The sequence below is a fragment of the Arsukibacterium sp. genome (assembly GCF_033721375.1).
Classification (GTDB): Bacteria; Pseudomonadota; Gammaproteobacteria; order Enterobacterales; family Alteromonadaceae; genus Alishewanella.
In genome coordinates this window covers 372,607-396,001 of sequence record NZ_JAWWAP010000001.1, presented here as the reverse complement: position 1 = coordinate 396,001, position 23,395 = coordinate 372,607, and the positions used below count along the sequence as shown (strand labels likewise).

At 49.5% G+C, this 23,395-nt stretch carries 19 protein-coding genes; 9 read left to right on the top strand and 10 right to left on the bottom strand.

Annotated elements, in window-relative coordinates; genetic code table 11:
* The first annotated feature begins 124 nt into the window (after positions 1-124).
* Positions 125-844, top strand: a complete 720-nt coding sequence (locus R3187_RS01840; RefSeq protein WP_318964989.1) for a hypothetical protein — start codon at positions 125-127, stop codon at positions 842-844.
* A 35-nt stretch (positions 845-879) separates the two neighbouring features.
* Here R3187_RS01840 and R3187_RS01835 read toward each other — a convergent pair whose 3' ends face one another.
* Positions 880-2,682 (bottom strand): ABCB family ABC transporter ATP-binding protein/permease, encoded by a 1,803-nt coding sequence (locus R3187_RS01835; RefSeq protein ID WP_413229007.1) that lies wholly within the window; start codon positions 2,680-2,682, stop codon positions 880-882.
* 30 nt (positions 2,683-2,712) lie between these two features.
* Positions 2,713-2,994, bottom strand: a complete 282-nt coding sequence (locus tag R3187_RS01830) for a pyrimidine/purine nucleoside phosphorylase (protein ID WP_318964987.1) — start codon at positions 2,992-2,994, stop codon at positions 2,713-2,715.
* A gap of 185 nt (positions 2,995-3,179) precedes the next feature.
* On the opposite strand from R3187_RS01830, the gene R3187_RS01825 reads away from it, so the two are divergent.
* Complete coding sequence (locus tag R3187_RS01825; protein WP_318964986.1) at positions 3,180-5,768, top strand: ExeM/NucH family extracellular endonuclease; 2,589 nt, start codon at positions 3,180-3,182, stop codon at positions 5,766-5,768.
* A gap of 116 nt (positions 5,769-5,884) precedes the next feature.
* Here the strand turns inward: R3187_RS01825 and fadE are convergent, their stop codons facing one another.
* The 8 genes from fadE to cmoA all read right to left on the bottom strand — a co-directional run bounded on the left by fadE (position 5,885) and on the right by cmoA (position 14,205).
* Positions 5,885-8,374: an acyl-CoA dehydrogenase FadE gene (gene fadE / locus R3187_RS01820; protein WP_318964985.1), complete on the bottom strand. Its 2,490-nt coding sequence runs from the start codon at positions 8,372-8,374 to the stop codon at positions 5,885-5,887.
* Between the two features lie 266 nt (positions 8,375-8,640).
* Positions 8,641-9,399: a DUF3108 domain-containing protein gene (locus R3187_RS01815; protein WP_318964984.1), complete on the bottom strand. Its 759-nt coding sequence runs from the start codon at positions 9,397-9,399 to the stop codon at positions 8,641-8,643.
* The gene (purN, locus tag R3187_RS01810) at positions 9,383-10,033 is read right to left on the bottom strand and encodes a phosphoribosylglycinamide formyltransferase (protein WP_318964983.1); all 651 of its coding nucleotides are present in this window, start codon (positions 10,031-10,033) and stop codon (positions 9,383-9,385) included. The genes R3187_RS01815 and purN overlap by 17 nt, the downstream gene beginning before the upstream one ends.
* Before the next feature lie 8 nt (positions 10,034-10,041).
* Complete coding sequence (purM, locus tag R3187_RS01805; RefSeq protein ID WP_318964982.1) at positions 10,042-11,085, bottom strand: phosphoribosylformylglycinamidine cyclo-ligase; 1,044 nt, start codon at positions 11,083-11,085, stop codon at positions 10,042-10,044.
* Between the two features lie 75 nt (positions 11,086-11,160).
* A complete protein-coding gene (locus R3187_RS01800; protein ID WP_318964981.1) occupies positions 11,161-11,568 on the bottom strand; it encodes a hypothetical protein in 408 nt (135 codons plus the stop codon).
* An 8-nt stretch (positions 11,569-11,576) separates the two neighbouring features.
* Entirely contained in the window at positions 11,577-12,464 is an 888-nt protein-coding gene (locus tag R3187_RS01795; RefSeq protein ID WP_318964980.1) for a LysR family transcriptional regulator, read from the bottom strand.
* 21 nt (positions 12,465-12,485) lie between these two features.
* Entirely contained in the window at positions 12,486-13,451 is a 966-nt protein-coding gene (gene cmoB, locus R3187_RS01790; RefSeq protein WP_318964979.1) for a tRNA 5-methoxyuridine(34)/uridine 5-oxyacetic acid(34) synthase CmoB, read from the bottom strand.
* 28 nt (positions 13,452-13,479) lie between these two features.
* Positions 13,480-14,205, bottom strand: a complete 726-nt coding sequence (cmoA, locus tag R3187_RS01785; RefSeq protein WP_318964978.1) for a carboxy-S-adenosyl-L-methionine synthase CmoA — start codon at positions 14,203-14,205, stop codon at positions 13,480-13,482.
* Between the two features lie 202 nt (positions 14,206-14,407).
* On the opposite strand from cmoA, the gene R3187_RS01780 reads away from it, so the two are divergent.
* The 7 genes from R3187_RS01780 to ybgC all read left to right on the top strand — a co-directional run bounded on the left by R3187_RS01780 (position 14,408) and on the right by ybgC (position 23,394).
* Positions 14,408-17,227, top strand: a complete 2,820-nt coding sequence (locus R3187_RS01780) for a transporter substrate-binding domain-containing protein (protein ID WP_318964977.1) — start codon at positions 14,408-14,410, stop codon at positions 17,225-17,227.
* 83 nt (positions 17,228-17,310) lie between these two features.
* Positions 17,311-19,089, top strand: coding sequence for an aspartate--tRNA ligase (aspS, locus tag R3187_RS01775; RefSeq protein WP_318964976.1), 1,779 nt, complete (start codon positions 17,311-17,313; stop codon positions 19,087-19,089).
* A gap of 68 nt (positions 19,090-19,157) precedes the next feature.
* Positions 19,158-19,901, top strand: a complete 744-nt coding sequence (locus R3187_RS01770; RefSeq protein ID WP_318964975.1) for a YebC/PmpR family DNA-binding transcriptional regulator — start codon at positions 19,158-19,160, stop codon at positions 19,899-19,901.
* A 2-nt stretch (positions 19,902-19,903) separates the two neighbouring features.
* Positions 19,904-20,425: a crossover junction endodeoxyribonuclease RuvC gene (gene ruvC / locus R3187_RS01765; protein WP_318964974.1), complete on the top strand. Its 522-nt coding sequence runs from the start codon at positions 19,904-19,906 to the stop codon at positions 20,423-20,425.
* 51 nt (positions 20,426-20,476) lie between these two features.
* Positions 20,477-21,094 carry a Holliday junction branch migration protein RuvA gene (gene ruvA / locus R3187_RS01760; protein ID WP_318964973.1) on the top strand — a complete coding sequence of 206 codons (618 nt, stop codon included), beginning with the start codon at positions 20,477-20,479 and terminating at the stop codon, positions 21,092-21,094.
* A gap of 5 nt (positions 21,095-21,099) precedes the next feature.
* Complete coding sequence (gene ruvB, locus R3187_RS01755; RefSeq protein WP_318964972.1) at positions 21,100-22,110, top strand: Holliday junction branch migration DNA helicase RuvB; 1,011 nt, start codon at positions 21,100-21,102, stop codon at positions 22,108-22,110.
* An 873-nt stretch (positions 22,111-22,983) separates the two neighbouring features.
* Complete coding sequence (gene ybgC / locus R3187_RS01750) at positions 22,984-23,394, top strand: tol-pal system-associated acyl-CoA thioesterase (RefSeq protein ID WP_318964971.1); 411 nt, start codon at positions 22,984-22,986, stop codon at positions 23,392-23,394.
* The last annotated feature ends 1 nt before the right edge of the window (position 23,395 follow it).

Here is a 23,395-nt window from a genome sequence, read left to right as displayed (position 1 = left end):
TAAGTTTGTTGAGCGACTTATGGTACGGTTATCATTTACAAATAGTTTCTTACTGCTGTTATTCTGCTGTGCTGTTGCAGGATGTAAATCAGCCTCGGAGCAAACTGTCGAGCAGCCTGAGGCTGTGGTTTTACCGCCAAAGCCTGCGGTAGAGGGCGCGGGCCAAAGTGTCCCGGATAACCGCACAGTAAATGAGTTTCGGATTGCCTTGTTGGGTAATAGTCATGTCCGGGGTAATAATCTGGCGGAGGTGCTGCAGCAATTACTGCAGGTAGGCAGGCCGCAGGCGTCAGTACAAACTGTGGTCGCAGGTGGTGCTGGCTTTCTGGACGAGCGACTAATGGATTCCGAAACCGAATCGTTACTTGTTACTCAGTACTGGAGTCATGTTATCGTCCAGGGACAGAAATATTCCACCTCAGGTTTAGTGAACTATCCAACAGATGCTGCTAAGTTCTGGCTGGCGTTAATTAAATCCCGTCAAGCGACACCAATACTATTTCCTGAGCATGCCAGATATCAAAATAGTGAGGAAGGAAACCGGGTTTATGCGCTGCACCGGACTATTGCTGAGGAAGAGGCCGCCTGCGTTGCTCCGGTACCATTAGCCTGGTACGCCAGTATCCGGCAGCAGCCAGAACTGCGGTTGCATATGGCTGATGGCAATCATGCAAATGCGGCAGGAACGCTGCTAACCGCCATGTTATTTTACGAAGTAATTACCGGCGATCCGGTCGATCAATTACCCTATATGCCGGCAATATCGGTAAGCCGTAGCAATCAGCAACAACTGAGACAACTGGCCTCGGCAACGTTACAGCAATATCCGGCCTGTCCGTTCTGACTGCTGCTGCAAAGACGCTTTACAGCATCTGTTGTTCAGCGATGCTGTTGTTGCTGTAACTGCCACATGCGGGCGTATTCACCCTGACGGGCTAGCAGCTGCTGATGGTTGCCTTGTTCCGCCAGGATGCCATCTTTTAACACCAGAATAGTATCGGCATCGGTAATGGTAGACAGCCTGTGGGCAATCACCAGGCTGGTATGGTTGCGGGCCACCTCGCGCATTGCCTGTAAAATCGCCTGCTCAGAGCTGGAATCAAGCGCCGAGGTGGCTTCATCGAACACCAGAATGGGTGATTTTTTTAAAATCGCCCGGGCAATGGCAATTCGCTGTTTTTCGCCGCCCGATACTTTCAGGCCGCGCTCACCGACCACGGTAGCATCCCCCTGCGGCAGGCTGTCGATAAAGCTGCGCAAATGAGCCAACGCTATGGCCTGATCAACGTCAGCGGCACTGGCATCGGGGTTGCCGTACTGAATGTTATCGCGAATGCTGCTGTTAAACAGCACGGTATCCTGTGGCACTATCGCAATGGCCCGGCGCAAACTGTCCAGGGTAACGCTGTTGATATCCTGGTCATCAATGGTGATCTGGCCGCCAGTTAGTGAGTAAAAACGGTACAGCAAGCGGGCGAGGGTGCTTTTACCAGCACCACTGGCGCCGACAATAGCCACTTTGCTGCCGGCTGAGACGGTAAAACTCAGGCCTTTAACAATAGGCCGGCTGGCCTGGTAACCAAAACGGACATCAGCAAACTGAATGCGCCCGGCCGTCACGTTAAGTGTTGCTGCATCCGGCGCGTCGCTGATCGCTGGCTGACGTTTTAGCAGGCCAAGCATATTTTCTAAATCGGTCAGCGCCCGGCGAATTTCACGGTAAACAAAGCCTAAAAAATTCAGCGGTAAAAACAGCTGGATCATATAGGCATTTACCATCACCAGTTCACCCAGGCTGATATTACCCTGGGTAACTTCTGCTGCTGCCAGCCACATCAGGCTGGTAATGGCAGCAGCAATAATAAATGCCTGGCCGGAGTTCAGTGCCAGCAAGCTTAAGCGATTTTTCAGGCGGGCCTGTTCCCAGTTGGCCAGAAAGCCATCATAAATTTTTGCTTCATAGGCTTCATTATTAAAGTATTTGACCGTTTCGTAATTCAGCAGGCTGTCGATGGCGCGGCTGTTAGTGGTGTTATCCGCCTGATTGGCTTCACGAATAAACTTATTACGCCACTCGGTGACAAAGACAGTAAAAAAGATATACAAACCAACGGCAATCACGGTAATCACCGCATAAAGCGGAGAAAACAACAGGCTGAAAATAACTGCTACTGCCAGAATCTCAAACAGGGTTGGCACAATGTTAAACATTAAAAAGCGCATTAAAAAGCTTAAACCGTTACTGCCACGCTCGATATCCCGGCTGATCCCGCCGGTTTGCCGGTCCAGATGAAATGCCAGTTCCAGACTATGTAAATGATTAAAGACTTTTAAGCCAATCTGACGCATGGCATGTTCGGTAACCCGGCCGAACAATGCATCCCGCAGCTCGCCGAAAAATACCGATGCAAACCGCAACCCACCATATAGCAGCAACAATGCAGCGGGTAATACCAGTAAGGTACTGACATTGGTGTCGAGCTTATCAATAATTTCTTTTAACGCCCAGGGCATCAGCAAGGTAGCCGCTTTGGCCGCGATAAGCGCTACGACCGCCAGCAATACCCGGCCCTTAAAGGCCATTAAATAAGGCCAGAGCGTCGCCACGGTCTGGCCTAATCGTAGTGCTTCAGGGCGTTTCTGCGGTTCAGGTTGTTTGGCTGTACTTCGCATTCCGCGCATAGGCTACTCGGTAAAAGGTGTTAATGGTTATTATGCATAGGTACAAAGGTAAGCGGTATCCTGGTTTACTTTTACCTGAAATTTAACATTAGCGGCAACTTCAAATTGCTGGCCACTGCTAAAGGTTTGCCAGGCGTTGCTGCCCGGTAACATTACCGTCAGGGCACCACTTATTACGCTCATTACTTCATACTGACTGGTGCCAAACTCATATTCGCCTGGTGCCATCACACCGACGGTGGCCGGCAGCTGCTCACCGGCAAAAGCGATTGACGCAACCTTACCTTCAAAATACTGATTAACGTTAAACATGAACACTCCTTTAAATATGGCCTTCCAGTTAACCTGAAAACGCCGATATTTACTAGTAAAAAAATCTGACAAGTTTATGTAAAATAATAAGTCAAGCATTTGTTAAAAGGTTAATGAAAGTGACATAAATTAGCGTTATGGTAGGGTGCTTTATTTTTTTATAACAATAATCTCAGGGATCCGCGATGAAAAAAACCATCTTAGCTGCCAGTATTGCTCTGCTACTGGCCCCAACTGCTGATGCTGAACTCTTTATTTCAGAATATGTTGAAGGTTCAGGTAATAATAAGGCAGTAGAATTTTATAATCCGACCAGTAACAGCCTTAATCTGGCAGATTACCGGCTTAACGTATTTTTTAATGGCGCTACCAGTGCGGGTGTCAGTGTCGCATTAAATGGTGACCTGGCCCCGGGTGCAACCTATGTCTTTGCCTCTGCCAGTGCGGCGGAAGAGCTACTGCTGCTGGCAGATCAGACAATCGGTGGTGGACTGTGGAATGGTGACGATGCCATTACCCTGACCAAAAATGGTGACGTTGTCGACAGCATTGGCCAGATAGGTTTTGACCCGGGTTCGGCCTGGGGTTCGGGCAGTATTACCACTGCCAATGACACCTTACGCCGCTCTGCAGTAAGTTATGACACTAATCCGTTTGATACCTTTGAGCCTGCAGATCAATGGCTTGGTTTTGCCCAGGACGATTTCAGTGATATTGGTCTGTTTAACGGTGAAGGCGGTGGTCCGGTAGACCCCGAGCCGGATCCGGAGTTGGATTTAAGCTGTGGCGCGCCATTTACAGCCATTCATCAGATTCAGGGCAGTGGTGATGCCAGTCCGTTAGTCGGGCAAACCCTGGTGGTTGAAGCCGTTGTTACCCAAACCCTGCCAGGATTACAGGGCTTTACTATTCAGTCTGTGCCGGGTACAGAAGATAGTGACCCAATGACCTCAGAAGGGGTTTTCGTCTATACAGGTAGTGCAAACCTGACAGTCGCCACCGGCCAGCGGGTAAGGTTACAGGCTAATGTGGCTGAATTCTTTACCATGACTCAGCTTACCGGCATTGCCGCGACCGTTGATTGTGGTAGCGCACCATTGCCTCAGGCTACTGAAATAGCATTACCGGTACCTGATATGGCCTACTTTGAGGCGCATGAAGGCATGCTGGTCAGTTTTTCCGAACCATTGACGGTAAATGATACCTTTACCCTGGGCCGGTTTGGCGAGCTTACCTTAGCAAACGGCCGCCGCTTTACGCCTACTCAGGTGGTCACGCCGGGCGCGGAGGCTATTGCGCTGGCGGCTGCACAGCAGCTAAACCGGATTATTCTGGATGACAACAGTTCGGTGCAAAATCCGGCGCTGGTGCCTTATCCTGCCCCGGCACTAAGTGCCGCTAATCCGGTACGGGGTGGCGATACTGTGGTCGGATTAACCGGTACTTTGTATTACTCCTTTAATGAATACCGGATTATGCCCAACGCGCCGGTCACCATTCTGGCCGATAATCCCAGAAGTTCAAGCCCGGCCCTGCAAGCTGATGGTAACGTAAAAGTCGCCAGCTTTAATGTGCTGAATTACTTTAATGGTGATGGTTTAGGCGGTGGTTTCCCAACTGCGCGGGGTGCGGATTCGACGCTTGAGTTTGAACGGCAGCGGGCGAAAATTCTGGCCGCGATGGCCGGGTTGGATGCCAGTGTTATCGGCTTAATGGAACTGGAAAATGATGGTTTTGCCAGCACCTCGGCAATAGCAGACTTGGTAGCAGGCTTACGTCAGGTAACCGGACAGGCTGACTGGCAGTTTGTCCAACCCGGAACAGGCGTAATTGGTACCGATGAAATCACCGTCGGCTTGCTGTACCGGGCAGATTTACTGGCCCCGGCAGAACCTGCCCGTTTGCTGAACTCTGCAAATTCAGCGCTGGATGGCAGCGGCCAGCCATTGTTTGACGACAGCCGTAACCGGCCGATGTTAGCCCAGCGCTTCCGCTTGCTGGACAATAACGCTGAATTTGCGGTAATGGTTAACCATCTTAAATCGAAAGGCTCGGGTTGTGGAGCAGCAGATGGCGACACCGGCGATGGCCAGGGTAACTGTAACCTGAGCCGGACCCGCGCGGCAGAAGCTATCGGCATCTTTGCCGATAGCCATTTTGCTGATATTCCGGCGCTGGTTATCGGTGATTTAAATGCCTATGCCAAAGAAGATCCGATAACGACTCTGGCGACAGCAGGTTATTACAACGTGTTTGACGTGCTTGGTAAAACAGACAGCTATGGTTATGTATTCCAGGGCCTGGCCGGCTCACTGGATCATGCCCTGCTGAATCAGCATGCTCTGGACGTGGTGGCAGATGCGGCCAAATGGAACATTAATGCTGATGAGCCCATTGCGCTTGATTACAACACTGAGTTTAAATCCGAGCAGCAACTGTTTGATTATTATGCGCCGGATGCTTACCGCTCGTCAGATCACGATCCGGTAATTGTGGCTCTGCAGCTGGCACCGGTATATCCGCCACTGGATATTAATCTGGAGCTAATCCGGGTTAATCGCAGCCGCTCAGGCGCCACTTTGGTGCAATTGCGCTGGAGCAGTGATGCTCAGCAGGCATTAACGCTGTATCGGGATGATGCACCGGTAGCAACGTTAAGCCGGCCTGGTCGTTATAACGATCAGTTTAAAAACCCGGCAATAAACAGCGCGACTTACCGTTTATGTCTTGATAGTACTGCCCAGTGCTCTGCGCCGTTAGTTGTTAACTTCTGACAGCTGGCAAAAAGCTGTGATAGCTTAGCAGTGATAACTCAGTAATAATTTGCTGAATTATCAGACAAAAAAAACCTGCCAGCTGGCAGGTTTTTTTATTAAAGAGGCGACATTAATCAGGCCGCTTTGGTCTTTTTACTTTGCTGCTCATTCAGGGCATCGGCGCCATTTGGCTGCTGGGTCAGGCTGTTATCCGCTGCCAGATACTCCGGCTCGAAGTCATCAACATTAATGACGAATAAGCGACCTTCTTCTGCTAAGCGTAATTTATTAGCTTCATCTTTACTGATCACGCCAAGCTCCAGACCTAAATCAGCAACTTCGTGCAAACGGTAGAATGGCAGGCGCTTATTCGCCGCTTTACTGACTTTATCAAACAGCGGTTCTGCAGCCAGAATATCCAGCAGCACCTGTTCAACCCGGCCTAACTGATTGCCTGGCTCGTTAGTCAGATATAAATGCGAGCCTAAACGTGAACGCGCTTCGCAAGGTGTTTGCATAATACGCGCAACCTGATGCTCTATTTTATCTGACGCTTTACGCAAGGTACGGCCCCATGGGAACACGATGCGTTTTAATACCACACCTACTGCGCGGTTAGGGAAGTTATCGAATAACTCATCCAGCGCCAGTTGTGCTTTAGCCAGATTATCTTCACAGGCCCACTGTACCAGCGGTAAATCCTGCACCTGCCGGCCTTCATCATTAAAGCGTTTTAATACCGCTGAGGTTAAGTACAACATACTTAAAATATCGCCCAGCCGGGCAGAAATCCGCTCACGGCGTTTTAAATCACCGCCCAGGGTCGCCATTGCCACATCTGACATCAGCGCCATCGCCGCACTAAAGCGGTTCATCTGCCGGTAGTATCTGGCCGTAGCGTCATTGTAAGGGGCGTGACTGAACATACCACCGGTTAATGACAACCAGAAGGTGCGGAAGAAGTTACTGATAGCAAAACCGATATGACCAAATACAGCTTTATCAAAAGCAGTCACCGCGGCCAGTTCATCGTCCAGCTGGGCAGCTTGCAGCTCTGCCAGCACATAAGGGTGACAACGGATTGCCCCCTGACCGTAAATAATCATATTACGGGTTAAGATATTGGCGCCTTCCACGGTGATCGCCACCGGGGCACCCTGATAGCCGCGGGCCAGATAGTTGTTCGGGCCCATACAAATACCTTTACCACCGTGCACGTCCATCGCATCGTTAATAGCGGTGCGCATACGTTCGGTCATATGGTATTTGGTAATGGCTGAAATTACTGACGGCTTTTCGCCTAAGTCAATCGCGCCGACCGACATGGTTGTTGACGCATCAGCCATATAGGCATAACCGCCAATCCGTGCCATGGCCTCTTCGACGCCTTCCATTTTACCGATAGGTAACTTGAACTGGCGACGAATCCTGGCGTAAGCGCCGGTAGCCATTGCCGCGGCCTTAATGCCACCGGTACTGTTAGAGGGCAGGGTAATGGCCCGGCCGACCGACAAACACTCGACCAGCATTTTCCAGCCCTGGCCTACCATTGGCGCGCCACCGATGATGTAATCCAGCGGTACAAAAATATCATCGCCCTGGGTAGGACCATTCTGGAACGGTACGTTCAACGGGAAGTGACGGCGACCAATTTTCACCCCCGGCGTATTGGCCGGAATTAACGCACAGGTAATGCCCAGCTCTTCTTTGTCGCCCAGCAGTTTTTCCGGGTCGTACAATTTAAACGCCAGACCTAATACGGTAGCAATAGGGGCCAGGGTAATATAGCGCTTGTTCCAGGTCAGGCGCATGCCCAACACTTCTTTACCCTGCCATTCGCCTTTGCAGACAATACCAAAGTCAGGAATAGCACCGGCATCCGAACCGGCTTCCGGGCTGGTCAGGGCAAAGCAAGGCACGTCCAGGCCTTTGGCCAGCCGTGGTAAATAATAATTTTTCTGCTCATCAGTACCGTAATGCTGTAACAGTTCACCCGGGCCTAATGAGTTTGGTACACCAACAATGCTCGAGAGCATCATGCTCTTGCTGGTCAGTTTTTGCAGCACGCAAGACTGGGCAAAAGCCGAAAATTCCAGACCGCCATATTTTTTGGCAATGATCATGGCAAAGAAGCCTTTGCTCTTCAGATAGTCATAGACCTCAGGCGCCAAATCAGCACGTTCATGGGTACTGTGCCAGTCATCAACCATAGCCAGCAGCTCTTCTACCGGGCCATCGAGAAAAGCCTGCTCTTCGGCACTTAACCGTGGTTTGGGGAAGTTATGCATTTTGTGCCAGTCGGGATTGCCACGGAACAAATCGGCTTCCCACCAGGTGGTACCGGCATCGATCGCTTCTTTTTCAGTAGTCGACATTTCCGGCATGATTTTGCGGTATAACCCCAACACCGGCTTCGTAATGTATTGCTGGCGGACACTGGCAATATTTAATGGCAAGGCCACCACTAAGAATACCAGCCAGGCAAGAATTCCTGAGGTATCTGTCAGGCTGCCGACTACTAACAGCGCTGCTATTGCAGCGGTAAACATCGTTAAGCTGGCGCGGTAATAGGCCAACACGCCAATTGCTACGACGATGGCAACGACTAAAAATAACACATTCATTGTTAACTCCCGATAAGAGGTCTGACCACTAGTGGATAAGCTTAGATTGCTTTGGAAAAAGTTGCAAGCGATATCCGGTTTTTCTCGGTGCTGTTGTTGTAAACAAGTTATAACAACAGTATGTACGCAACGGAGCAGCATACTGGCTCAATCTGCGGTTGAAGCAGCAACAGAAGCAGGGGGCTTAACGGGATAATGTGGCCAGCGTCCGGCATTGTTGCAAGCAACACAATGCCGGCGTAGCCTTGGGAAAGACAGCTGATTAGTTACGGGGTGATAAACTCAAGTTTATGTAATTGCACATCAAATTGTTCAACATTATCTTCGCCGCGCCATAAGCGAACTAACATATAATCCAGTTCCGGCGCTACCCAGGCGTAAACTTGTTTTTCCGGATCGTCCATTCTGGCGATCCGTAACGTGCGCACTGTGCCATAGGGCAGGGCCAGCGGCTCTTCCATTACTACTTTGTAATGATAAGTTTTACTGTTGCCGTTGCGGTTTAACACTTCATAAAAAAACTCGGTTTTACCGGCACGCAGATCTAGTACCAGCTGCTGGTGATAACTTAGCGGGTCCAGCCAGTCATCCTGCCAGCTACCAGCTTTAAGTTCTCTGGATTTACCGACAGTGAGCTTTTGTTTTTCATGGTCTAAATGTAATTCATAATGACGGCTGGGACCGGTTCCCTGACGTTTCATGACGTAATTAAGTGGCTGTATTTTGTTATTGTTGACCACAAACTCACTGGTTTCCTGCCGCTTATCACTGAAAATAAGCCAGCTGATATCACTGCTGTAGCCCATGTTATAGTGGCCATCAGCGTACTTAAGATAGCGATTCGCTTCACCGTGCTTTTTACCTGCCCGGTATACCAGATAATCGGCAGAAAATTGCAGAAACTCGGTTGCTGGTTCAGCTGGCGCGGGATCTGGGGCAGTTTGGGGGTGAGTTATTCCGGAATGAGTAAGCAGGCTGGTCAAAAGTAATGACGCCAGCAGGCGCCATTTAAGAGTCGTCCTCATCGTTCGCATATCCTTGTTCCGACAGTACATTATTATCTAACCATGCCTTATCGCCGCGTTGTTGTAAACGGTTTTGACAGAACCAGCGAATAACCAGTGGGTAAAGCTGATGTTCCTGCTCGTGCACTCTGGCCGCGATGGTCGTGGCATCGTCTCCGGGGAATACCGGCACTTTAGCCTGTAAAATTACCGGCCCACCATCAAGCTGTTCAGTCACAAAATGCACGCTGCAGCCATGTTCGCTGTCGCCGGCATCAATTGCTCGCTGGTGAGTGTTTAATCCCTGGTACTTCGGCAGCAAAGATGGATGAATGTTCAATAATCTTCCACTGTAGTGGCTGACAAAGCCGGACGTCAGGATCCGCATAAAGCCGGCAAGCACCACCAGATCAGGCTGATAGCTATCAATAAGTGTCATTAACTCTTTATCGTAAGCATCACGGCTGGCAAAGTTTTTATGGCTTAACGCATGGTTAGCAATGCCGGCTTCGGCTGCCCGTTGCAAACCATACACTGCCGTTTTATTGGAGATAACTGCGGTTACCCGGCCAGCGATAAAACCGCTGGCACAGGCATCAATTACTGCTTGCAGATTAGAACCGTTTCCTGAAATCAGTACTACTATAGATTTCATCGACAGTCCTATTCGTTAATAATCACGAGTTCTTCGCCGGCAGCCGCACTTTGGATTTCGCCCAGATGCCAGGCTGTCTCACCTGCGGCCTGCAGGTTATCAAGTGCTGCTTGCAGGTGGTCTGCCGGCACTACCAAAAGCATACCCACTCCACAGTTAAAGGTGCGGTACATTTCATGGCGGCTGATGTTACCCTGTTGCTGCAACCAGTTAAAAATAGCTGGCCACTGCCAGCTGTTGCCATTGATCACGGCTTTAGCATCGGCAGGCAACACCCGTGGGATATTTTCCCAGAAGCCACCACCGGTAATATGACAAAGTGCATGTACCGGCATCTGCTTAATTAATGCCAGCAGGTTTTTCACATAAATGCGGGTGGGTTCCAGCAAATGGTCTGCCAGACTTTTGCCTTCCAGCAGAGTATCGGCTGACTGGCCACTGACTTCCAGCACTTTACGGATCAGCGAGAAGCCATTGGAATGAGGGCCAGATGATGCCAGTGCGATAAGCTGATCGCCGGCTTTTACTTTACTGCCATCAATAATGTCAGCTTTTTCCACTACGCCTACACAGAAACCGGCAATATCGTAGTCGTCGCCATGATACATGCCCGGCATTTCAGCGGTTTCACCACCAACCAGCGCACAACCTGACTGCACGCAGCCCTCAGCGATGCCGCCAACGACAGCCGAGGCAGTATCGACATCCAGCTTGCCGGTGGCATAGTAATCAAGAAAAAACAGTGGCTCTGCGCCCTGGACAACTAAATCATTGACACACATGGCAACTAAATCGATACCGACACCATCGTGCCGTTTTAAATCCATCGCCAGCCGTAACTTGGTGCCTACACCGTCGGTGCCTGAAACCAGCACCGGCTCTTTGTAGCCCGCCGGAATCTGACATAAGGCGCCAAACCCCCCTAAGCCTCCCATGACTTCCGGACGGGTAGTGCGTTTTACCGCGCCTTTAATCCGTTCTACCAGGGCATTGCCGGCATCTATATCAACTCCGGCGTCTTTGTAGCTTAAAGATGTGTTGTGCTCGCTCACGGCTTTCCTCGATTGGCTTTGTTAGTTGGCAGAATCGGCGCGTATTTTACCTGTATAATGGCGCCGACAAAAGCATTACTGCATTACTATTGCAGCAGCTTGTTCGACATAGTCGGCAACGCTGATGCTATTGTCCTGCACAATCTTATGATAACAGACTGATGCAAAAGGAAATTCCTTGTCAGATAAATGCACTGAGATATAGGGCGCTGCATTATCTGCGGTATTGCTGTGCCAGTTGCCGCCATAATTATTGATAAAAACTTCTCCGACGTAGGCACCCATGATATTGCTCAGGGTGAAAAGTAACTCGGCGGAATGACTTTGTTGCTGTTGTTGCTGATGCAACGTCGTCAGCACAGTGTCAATGTCCTGCAGGCTGGCGAGGCTGAAGTCGAGCTGCAGTTTATGCTGCTCTGCAACGTAGCCAACGGCATCCCGGGCAGATTCCTGCATCAGTTTGCTTATTTCATTTGTTTGCATAACGATCCTTATTTAAGGTGTTCGGCCAGGATCAACTGGCGTAATTGTTTACTGCCCGGCCCCAGTGTTTCTTCCTGTGGGGTTAACAGCGACATCGGTACCAGTCGTTCTGAACTGTGGTTTAGCTGAATTTGAACCAGCTCGCCGTTTGCCAGCGCCTGGGCTGCAGCAAAATCGGGCAACCAGCAGAATCCCAGCCCCAGCTGTAAAATTTCAATGGCTTCGTTAAAATTATCTACCGTCCAGCGCTGTTCGGCTTTTAACCAGCCCATATTTTCCAGCGGTTTTTGCGCGGTGTCCCGGATAACAATTTGTAAATACTGGCTGAGCTGGTTCTGTTCCAGTGTTGTCAGGCTGGCCAGCTCATGGCTTGCCCCTACCACCGCAATAAAACGGCTGACATATAAGGGTTCACCCAGATAGCCTTTTGGCACCACACCGGCAATGACCAAATCTGCTTTTTTCTGAATAATCACTTCACTGGTACCGGTCAATACGGTATCAATAATCTGCACCCGGCTGCCACGGCTTAGCGGATAAAATTTTTGTAAGGCCCGATATAAATATTGTTTAGGGTAGGCCAGCTCTACCGCAATCCGGATTTCCGGCTCCCAGCCCTGTTCTATATTGTCGGCTAACAGCTCAAGATCTTCAATTTGCTGAGTCAGTACCCGGGAGCGGCGCAACATTACCTCTCCGGCATCGGTAAGCTGCGCTTTGCGGCCAATCACTTCCAGTAGTTCCACCCCTAACTGCGATTGCAATTTGGCAACTGCATGGTTCAGGGATGACTGGCTTTTATTCAGCAACTCAGCTGCCTGAGCATAGCCGCCGGCATCGACCACAGCCTGTAAAATACGCCATTGTTCCAGGGTTGAGCGGGGACGATAGGGCATAACGGGCCGGGTCCTTTATAACTATACGGTGGCAATAATCACAGCACGCAGCGGCGCCGGATACCCTTCAATCGTTTTACTATGGTCAGTCGGGTCAAGAAAATCAATTAAACTTTCATTTTCCATCCACGGCGTTGCCCGTTGCTCTGTCAGACTTGTCGTATTTAAATCAACCACTTTCGGGTTTTTAAAACCAAGCCTGCTAAGCCAGTGGCACAGCGCCAGGGTGCTTGGAATAAACCAGACATTGCGCATTTTGGCATAACGCTCACCCGGCACTAATACCGTGTGTTCGTCTCCTGTCACCACCAGCGTTTCCAGAATAAGTTCACCGCCCGGACGCAGCTGTTGCTTTAGTTGCTGCAGAAAATCAAGCGGCGACCGGCGATGGTACAGCACGCCCATTGAGAACACCGTATCGAACTGCGCCAGCGGCGGCATGTCGTCAATACCTACCGGGATCAGGTGAACATCGGGGTCCGGGTTAAAATGTTTAATGGCCTGGAACTGGCTGTAAAACAGCTGCGACGGGTCAATACCAACGACAAAGTGTGCGCCTGCGCCCCGCATTCGCCACAAATGATAGCCACTGCCACAGCCGACATCGAGCACTGTACGGCCCGTTAACGGGCTGATATGTGGCAACACCCGGTCCCATTTGAAATCTGAGCGCCATTCAGTATCAATCTCGATGCCATGAATGGTAAAAGGGCCTTTACGCCAGGGTTTAAGCTGTTGCAGTAAATAACGGATCCGCTCTGCCTGGCCCTCGCTGATATCTGTTGCTGCACCTAATTGCACGCCATGGGTCAGTTCAACAGTGCTGACATCAGTTGCAGGCAGGTGGCCAATGACTTTTTGCCACTGTTTAAAATCACCATGCAAAGCATGTTGCTGCCAGTCAGCCAATTGCGCCGGCAGGGTTTGCAACCAGCAATGCAGCTTATTTGTGGCCAGCTTGGCGTAAAAAGGGGTGAAGTCGAGCATGGGTTTTCCCTGTAGTTAGCTGGCAGGCTTATTTGATTGCGAGCATTGAGCAGAAGTTAAAACACTGAAACCACAAGCTTTGCTCAGAAAAGCCGGCCTGTTGCAACCGCTGTTGATGCTGCGCCAGCGTATCGGGTTTCATGACATTTTCCAGAGCAGATCGTTTCTGGCTGATTTCCAGCTCGCTGTAGCCGTTGGCCCGTTTAAAATCCAGGTGTAAATCAACCAGTAATTGATTGGTCGTCGTGCTGTGGGCGATAAATTTTTCCGACAAGATCAGCACACCGCCCGGCTTTAAGCCCTGAAATATTTTGTTGATCAGGTCATCCCGGTGTTCTGGTGCCAGAAATTGCAGGGTAAAGTTAATGACCACCACAGCGGCATTGGCAATATTCACATCGCGAATATCTGCCAGCTCCAGACTCACGGGTACCTCAGAGCGAAACGCCAGCAAATGTCGTTCACAGCGTTCCAGCATGGCTTTACTGTTATCCACTGCGATAAGTTGGGCGCCACCGACGTTGATATTGCGGCGCATCGCCAGGCTGGCGGTGCCCAGTGAGCAACCTAAATCATAGTAGTTACTGTCGGCTTGCTGATAACGAGCCGTCAGCTTGCCAATCGTCTGTATGATGGTTTGATAGCCCGGAACAGAGCGTTGAATCATATCCGGAAAAACTTCAGCTACCTGATCATCAAAGCGGAAATCCTGGATCTGAGCTAACGGCTCGGCATAAATGTGATCTTTTTGCATAAATTTAAGCACCGGTGCTGCGCGGTAATGAGTTAAGTGCGCGGTAACAGTCAGGCAGCTAGTTTACCTGATTTGTCGCAACCCGCCAAAAGCAAACTAAATCATCTGATAATACCGTACTGTTCAAACAGAACTGTGCTTAACTTGACCAGGACGAGCAGTGAGGGTACAACAATATGACTTTAACTATCAGTGTAAACACATGATCAGACGTTTATTATGTAATGCTGCATTGTTGTTGTGTTTTGTTTTCTCTGAGCGAATAAATGCCAGCCCGGAGACATTAAAAGTCGCGCTTAGCAACGACACCTATCCATATATGTTTGTCGACGAGCGAGGCCTGCCCAGTGGGCTGCTTGTCGATTACTGGCGCGAGATTGCCCGCCAGCAACAATTTGAAATTGAATTTGTTATGGCGAAGTGGCCGGAAACGGTGGCGCTGTTAAATGCCGGCAAAGTGGACCTGCATGGTGGCATGGCTTATACCGAGCAACGGGCAAGAGACTATACGCTGCAAAGCACTAATATTACCATTTACAGCAATGTATTTGTGCACCGTGATTTATTACGGGTGCAAACCCTGCAGGATTTAACCCCCTATGCCATTGGTGTCGTTGAAAACTCCAGTCATGTTGCAACGCTGAACCGGCATTTGCCTGCAGCGCTGTTGCGACAATATCCCGGGGCGACTCAGATGTATGATGCTGCGCTGGCTGGCGAGCTGAAAGCTTTTGCCGGGCTGGATCGATTGCCGCCGCGCTATTCTGCTTATCAGGTTTTAAATAATCAGTTTCCGTTGTATAAAAAGCTGCCGCTACAGGCAATCGACCTGGTCTTCGGCGTGCCTTTAGCGTCACCGTTAAATGACAGGTTAGCGCATTATGCGGCGGCAGTATCTGTACAAACCTTAAATGAACTGGAGCGAAAATGGCTTGGTATCAGCGTTGATAACGATGATACCCTGTTACTTGGATTATCCGCACTGAATCCGCCATTTATGGATGTAACATCGCAGGGTGAACCCATTGGCCTGCTGGTTGACTTTTGGCGCTTATGGTCAGAGAAAACAGGTAACAGTATTGCTTTTGTGCCGGATAACTCCGGTAACAGTCTGGCAAGCCTGGTTAATCAGCGGATTGATGCGCATGTTGGTTTTCCCGCCGCTGAAAGCCTGAGCCCGCAGCTGAGCAAAGCCTATCATTTATACAGCTTCAGTACGGCATTTTACCGTCTGAAAAACAGTCAGCTACCACCGTTAGACCGCCATTTCAGCGGCAACATTGGTATCTATAACAATGCAAGCTATCTGGCAGAATTACAGCAGTTATATCCTGCAGTTACGTTTAAACGCTATCCGTCACTGGAATCATTAACTCAGGCCACGTTGAATGGTGAAATCGACGGCTTTTTCGGGGCAGAGGTGATAGCGGAAACCCGTCTCGGCCAGCTTAATCTGGCAAACGATTTTGTTGTCACTCCTGCCAGTCGCCTGTTTACCCCGATGTATGCGTTAACTCATGTTGATAATCCAGAACTGGCAGAGAAGATAAGGGAAGGCTTTAATCAGATTACCCTGGCAGAGCTGATTGCTATTGAAAAGAAATGGGTTGGTTTGCCAGAGCAAAGCTACTTCGCTGACTTCAGTAACAAAATACCGCTTACGCCTGAGCAGAGAGACTGGCTGACAGCGAACAGCCCGTTGCGGGTTGGTATTATGAGCAACTGGCCGCCAATGGAGTTTGTCGATGAAAATGGCAACATTGCCGGCTTAACCAACGAAATTCTGCAAATTTTATCGAAGCGGTTGAATATCCGCTTTGAATTTAAGGTATATGATGATTTCGACACTATTCTGACTGACCTGGCGCAACGACAGGTAGATGTCGTCGCCAATGTGTCAGCGAAAGAAGAGCGTAAAGCATATGCTTTATTTACTGAGCCGTTCTATTCGGTGCAATGGGCTGTTATCAGCCCTATCAGCAGTGATAATATTTCAGCCGCGAATCAGCTCAAAGGCAGTCGGGTTGCCATTTTTAAAGACTACGAGTTAGCACAGGATTTAGCGGGTTTAGTGCCCGACGTTGAAGTGATCACCGTTGCTGATTTAAATGATGGTATCCGCCTGCTGCAAAATAACCGGGTAGACTATGTGCTCGATTCGGCAGAGGCCGGTAGTCGCGCCTTAAAACAATCTGCCGCCATTAACTTAAAAATACAACTGATTGATGATCTGCCTGATTACCCGTCGCTGTTTGCCGTGCGCAGTGATTATCAGCCGTTGACGGCTATTATAAATAAAGGCTTGCGTAGCATAGGCGAGGCTGACCGGCAGCAGATCTATGAAAACTGGTTCGATGTTGAAATAACCCAGGGTATTGATCGCAAACAACTGCAGCAAATTATCTGGCAGGTCGCTGCAGTAACCCTGCTGTTTATCATGATATTTATGATCTGGAATCTATTTTTACGCCGTGAGGTCAACCTGCGTCGCAAGGCCGAATATAAGATGCGCTACATGGCTACTCACGACGACTTAACCGGTTTACCAAACCGCAGCTTGTTGAATGAACGTATTGAACAGGCACTGGAGCAACACAGCCGCCACAATGAAATACTGGCGGTACTGTTTCTCGATCTTGATGGTTTTAAAGAAGTTAATGACATTAATGGTCATGATGCCGGCGATGAGCTATTGCTGAAGTTAGCCGGGGTACTGCAAAGTTGTGTCCGTAAAAGCGATACGGTAGCCCGGTTTGGCGGCGATGAATTTGTGGTTTTGCTGACGGCGTTATTGCACCGCGACGATGCGGCTATTGTGGCTGAAAAAATTCTTTATCAGTTAAGTCAGCCTTTGCAACTGTCATTTGGTGAAGTGCGGGCGGAAGCCAGTATTGGTATTGCTGTTTATCCGCATGACGCTACCAGCAGCAGTGGCTTGCTGAAACAAGCTGACAAACAAATGTATCTGGCTAAGCAGCAGGGTAAGAATGGCTATAGTTTTACCGAACAAGAGTTTTCGTGAGCGGGCAGTGACATTAAGCGCTATTTCTATATAATTGGCGGTCATTTTACAGCGGGTGACCAAAGAGATAGAAGGAAGGGTTAATGCGTAGCCATTACTGTGGTTTTTTAACTGCCCAACATGCCGGGCAAAAAGTGTCATTATGTGGCTGGGTTAACCGGCGCCGGGATCTTGGTGGCGTTATTTTTATCGATTTGCGTGACCGTGAAGGCATGGTCCAGGTCATTTGTGACCCGGATTTAACTGAACTGTTTGATCTGGCCTACACCTTAAGAAACGAGTTTTGTATTCAGATAACCGGTGAAGTAAGGTTACGGCCAGCGTCGCAAATCAACGCTGATATGGCAACCGGTGAAGTGGAAGTCTATGCCAGCGGTTTAACCATTTTAAATAAAGCGGCACCGCTGCCACTGGATTTTAATCACGACAACAGCGAAGAGCAGCGCCTGAAATACCGCTATCTGGATTTACGCCGGCCTGTAATGAGCGAGCGTCTTAAATTCCGGGCCCGCGTCACCAGTTTTGTCCGTAATTTTATGGACAGTAACGGTTTCTTAGATGTTGAAACCCCCATTTTAACCAAGGCAACACCGGAAGGCGCCCGGGATTATCTGGTGCCAAGCCGGACCCATAAGGGCCAGTTTTTTGCGCTGCCGCAGTCGCCGCAGTTGTTTAAACAGTTGCTGATGATGTCTGGTTTAGATCGTTATTATCAGATAGTAAAATGCTTCCGGGATGAAGACTTACGTGCTGACCGCCAGCCGGAATTTACTCAGATTGATATCGAAACCTCCTTTATGAGCGCTGAGCAGGTCATGGCGGTGACAGAGCAAATGGTTCGTCAGCTTTTTCTGCAGCAACTTGAAGTTGACCTCGGTGAGTTTCCGCAGATGACCTTCCATGAAGCCATGCGGTTATATGGCTCAGATAAGCCCGATTTACGTAACCCGATGCAATTCGTGGATATTGCAGACCTGGTTAAAGACGTTGAATTTAAAGTGTTTTCCGGCCCGGCTAATGATGGCAAAGGCCGGGTTGTGGCGCTTAAAGTGCCGGCAGCTGCCGATAAGGTATCACGCAAGGACATTGATAATTACACCAGTTTTGTCGGCATTTACGGTGCTAAAGGCCTGGCCTGGATGAAAGTTAATGATGTTACTGCCGGTATCGATGGCGTGCAATCGCCGGTGGCAAAATTTTTAACGGCTGAGATTGTCCAGAGCGTTCTGCAGCGTACCGAAGCCGCTAACGGCGATATGATTTTCTTCGGTGCTGACAGCTATAAAGTGGTTTGCGAAGCAATGGGCGCGCTACGGCTGAAACTGGGTGAAGATCTGGGATTAACGGTACCAGGCTGGAAACCACTGTGGGTGGTTGATTTCCCAATGTTTGAAGAGAACGACGATGGCAGCCATACCGCTGTGCATCATCCGTTTACTTCGCCATTGGATACTGCTGCGTTTTTAGATACGCCGGTTGAGCAACTGGACCATACTAATTTGTTGTCTAATGCCTATGATATGGTACTGAATGGCACTGAATTGGGTGGTGGCTCTGTCCGTATTCACAGTGCTGAGGTGCAGGCCAAGGTATTTAAATTACTGGGTATCAGTGATGAAGAAGCGAGCGAAAAGTTCGGATTCCTGCTTGAAGCATTAAAGTTCGGTGCGCCGCCGCATGCCGGTTTGGCTTTTGGTCTGGACCGGTTGGTGATGCTGATGACCGGCGCTACTTCTATTCGTGATGTGATGGCGTTTCCAAAAACAGCAACGGCTGCCTGCCCACTGACTGATGCACCGGGCGAAGCTAATCCGGCGCAGCTGGCTGAGTTAAGTATTCAGGTTGTTCGTAAAGAGTCATAACCTGGAGTTGTAAACCTGCGGCAGCAGCGCGCTGCCGCATGATGATTAGTGCAAGCGAGGAGTGACAGATGGCCGGCCATAGTAAATGGGCGAACATGAAGCATCGCAAAGCCCGCCAGGATGCCAAAAAAAGTAAAATATTTACTAAAATTATTCGTGAGTTAACCGTTTCAGCCCGCAGTAATCCTGATATCAGTGCCAACCCGCGGCTACGACTGGCAGTGGATAAAGCCCTGTCAGAAAACATGACCCGCGATACCATAGACCGGGCGATTAAACGCGGCGCCGGGGCGACAGAAGGCGAAAATTACGAAGAGCTGGTATATGAAGGTTACGGCCCGAATGGGGTGGCCATTATTGTCGAAACCATGACTGACAATAATAAAAGAACGGTAGCTGATGTGCGCAATGCTTTTACTAAAAATGGCGGCAATTTAGGCACCTCCGGTTCAGTGGCGTACTTATTCGCGCGCCGGGGCGTGCTATTTTTTGCACCGGGCCTGGATGAAGATGCATTGCTGGAAGCGGCGCTGGAGGCTGGCGCTGAAGATGTGCAGAATCATGATGATGGCAGTATTGAAGTCTTTACCAGTGCGGAGCAATACAATGACGTTAAAGACAAATTAGCCGCAGCCGGTTTTATCGCTGATAATGCCGGGATTGATATGATCCCGTCTATCCGGGCGCAGGTGGATGCGGAGAACGTCGGTCGTTTTTTTAAGCTGATTGATATGCTGGAAGATTCTGACGATGTGCAAAATGTCTATCATAACGCCGAAATCAGTGATGAGCTGCTTGGCGAGCATAGCTGACGGTGAGTATTATTCTGGGTATCGACCCTGGTAGCCGTCTTACCGGCTATGGTGTGGTGCGTCAGCAAGGCAACAAATTTGTTTATCTGGCCAGTGGCTGCATTCGTTTGGGCACTGATGAATTGCCCGAGCGCCTGCTGCGTATTTTTAACGGTATTTCAGAAATCATTGCCCAGACCCAGCCAACGGTATTTGCCATTGAACAGGTTTTTATGGCCCGCAATCCCGATTCAGCATTAAAGCTTGGTCAGGCCCGTGGTGCGGCCATCGTTGCGGCAAAGCATGCAGGCCTTGAGGTATTTGAATACTCAGCACGGCAGGTGAAACAGGCTGTAGTGGGTACCGGTGCCGCTGATAAGGCGCAGGTGCAGCATATGGTGCGCTCGTTGTTACAGCTTAGCGCCAGCCCGCAGGCTGATGCCGCCGATGCGCTTGCAGTGGCGTTATGTCACGGGCATACTCAGCAAAGCCTGCTGGCGTTAGCCGGTCAGGCCAGTAAAACGGTGCGTCGCCGCTTGCGCTGAGCCATCCGGGCCAGTTACTACATAACAAACTATTAAAAGAAGAGCCGGCCGATGATAGGACGTTTACAAGGTGTGCTACTGGAAAAACAGGCACCGGATATTTTACTGGACGTGGCCGGTGTAGGCTACGAAGTACAGTTACCGCTTACCAGCTTTTACCAGCTACCAGAGCCGGGCAGCGAGACAACGATTTATACCCACTTTGTCGTGCGGGAAGACGCCCAGTTATTGTACGGTTTTATCAGCCGCACCGAGCGCAGCTTATTCCGCCAGCTGATTAAAGCTAACGGCGTGGGGCCGAAACTGGCCCTGACTATTTTATCCGGCATGACCGCCCAGCAATTTGTGCATTGTGTATTGCATGATGACATCACCACCCTGGTTAAATTGCCGGGGGTTGGTAAAAAAACGGCTGAGCGGTTAGTGATAGAAATGCGTGATCGCTTAAAAGATTGGGGCACAGGTGCTACGCCGGTGACAGACAAACTGACACTGGTTGGTGAAGAAGCGATTTTTGCGCCACCGGCCAGTGCTGAACAAGATGCATTAAGTGCCCTAATGGCGCTGGGTTACAGTCAGGCGCAGGCCGGTAAAGCTGTAAAATTAGTGAAACGTGCCGACATGAGCAGCGAACAGCTGATCATGGCTGCCCTTAAAAGTATGATATAGCCAAGATGATTGAAGCTGATCGAATGATCCAGGGCAGCGCGACCCGGGAAGATGAAGTTATAGACCGGGCTATCCGGCCGAAAACCCTGGCTGATTATACCGGCCAGCAGCATGTGCGCGAGCAAATGGCTATTTTTATTGAGGCAGCCCGGGGCCGGGGCGATCCACTGGACCATCTGCTGATTTTCGGCCCGCCTGGCCTCGGTAAAACCACCCTGGCAATGATAGTTGCCAATGAAATGGGCGTTAATATTAAAAGCACCTCCGGGCCCGTGCTGGAAAAGGCGGGAGACTTAGCCGCTCTGCTGACCAATCTTGAGCAGAACGATGTGCTGTTTATTGATGAAATTCACCGCCTAAGCCCGGTTGTTGAAGAAATCTTGTATCCGGCGATGGAAGATTATCAGCTGGATATCATGATAGGAGAAGGCCCTGCAGCGCGCTCAATAAAACTGGAGCTGCCACCCTTTACCCTGATTGGCGCCACCACCCGCGCCGGAGCCTTAACCTCGCCGCTGCGTGACCGCTTTGGTATAGTGCAGCGGCTGGAGTTTTATAAAGTCGACGAGTTAAGCGATATTATCCAGCGATCAGCGTTATACCTTAATTTGCAGTTAGACAAACTGGCTGCCACTGAAATTGCCAGGCGCTCCCGTGGTACGCCGCGCATTGCCAACCGCTTGCTGCGCCGGGTACGGGATTATGCTCAGGTTAAATCCGATGGTACCGTCTCAGTTGAGATTGCCGGCCAGGCGTTGCAGATGGTCGATGTTGATGCAGAAGGCTTTGATTACATGGACCGTAAGTTGATCCTGGCCATTATTGATAAATTTATGGGCGGTCCGGTCGGCTTAGATAATTTAGCGGCAGCGATAGGCGAAGAAAAAGAAACCATTGAAGATGTGATAGAGCCATTTTTAATTCAGCAGGGCTTTATTCAGCGTACGCCAAGAGGCCGGATAGCCTCACCCCGCGCATACAAACATTTCGGCTTCGACCTGCCAAAATCAGACTAAGTTGAATAAAAGTATCCACTAACTGGCTGGTGCTACAGTTTCAAATAGGACGCATTCTATTCGCTAACTAGTTGGTGCTTAAGCTAGGCGACAAGTAAACGAATTCCCATGAGCATAGTTACCTATGCGATTGGTGATGAGAGAACGCAGCCAACACCGCTGCAGTTTCAAGTAGGACGCATCGGATTCGCTAACTAGTTGGTGCTTCAGCTAGGCGGCAAATGAGTGAGGCCCCATGAGCATAGCTACCTATGCGATTGGTGGCGAGGGAGTGAAGCCAACAACGCTGTAGTGCCAACTAGGACGCGAATAAAAAAAAGCCCGCTCAAAGGAGCGGGCAAAGCAACAAGTTGAAGGAGTGCTTCAATAAATCCAGGGAACATGCTTAAAACAGCAGCAAAACTAATCTTAGCTATCAGTCTCACTGCGCAGTGAACTTTACTAAACAAGATAACCCTCTTACCTTGCCTTTGCGCTAGTTCAGAACACGCAGGCATAATAATAAGTTTGAGTAATTACTTCAAACGAGAAAAATTAGCGCTCAGTCATTAGGAAAACTAATGCGGTGTTGCTGCTGCCCTGCTGATTAATTAGTCAGTTTCTCAGCCTTGGCTGAAAGAATCCCTTTATTCATCTGTGATTAAGTTTCAGTGTGGATGATAGCTCGGATTACTTTTTGTGGTTGGTGCAGGCGTAAAATCAAAAGAGCAGCGTTTTCAGCGGATTGAACTTCAGTGAAGCAGATGAGTCTGTTTCCTGAATACAATGCAATAGCGCAGTGAAAATAAATATAGTTACGTTCTGCTGTGGTTAGCCATTGAGTTTGCTAATCCGGCTATTTATCATACGCACTAAATTAAGATGTGATTATAAATGTCTGAAAAAAACTTCGAATTCCCAATACGGGTTTACTATGAAGACACTGATGCCGGAGGCATCGTTTATTACGCCAATTACCTGAAATTTTTCGAAAGAGCCCGCACCGAATGGTTACGGGCCCTGGGTATTGAGCAGGATGTTTTATTGTCAAATAATGTCGCTTTTGTTGTTACTCAGGTTTTAATGAACAACAAAAAAAGTGCAGGGTTTAATGAATTATTGACGGTGTCGAGTCAAATCAGTACCTTAAAGTCAGCAAGTATCATTTTTACCCAGCAAATTTACAATAGTTCGGCCCAGTTAATTTGCCAGGCTGAAATTAAAGTTGGCTGTGTTGATAAGCAGGCCATGAAAGCCCGGCCAATGCCGGCCGAAATTGCAGAGGTGTTAACACGTGTCAGGTGAA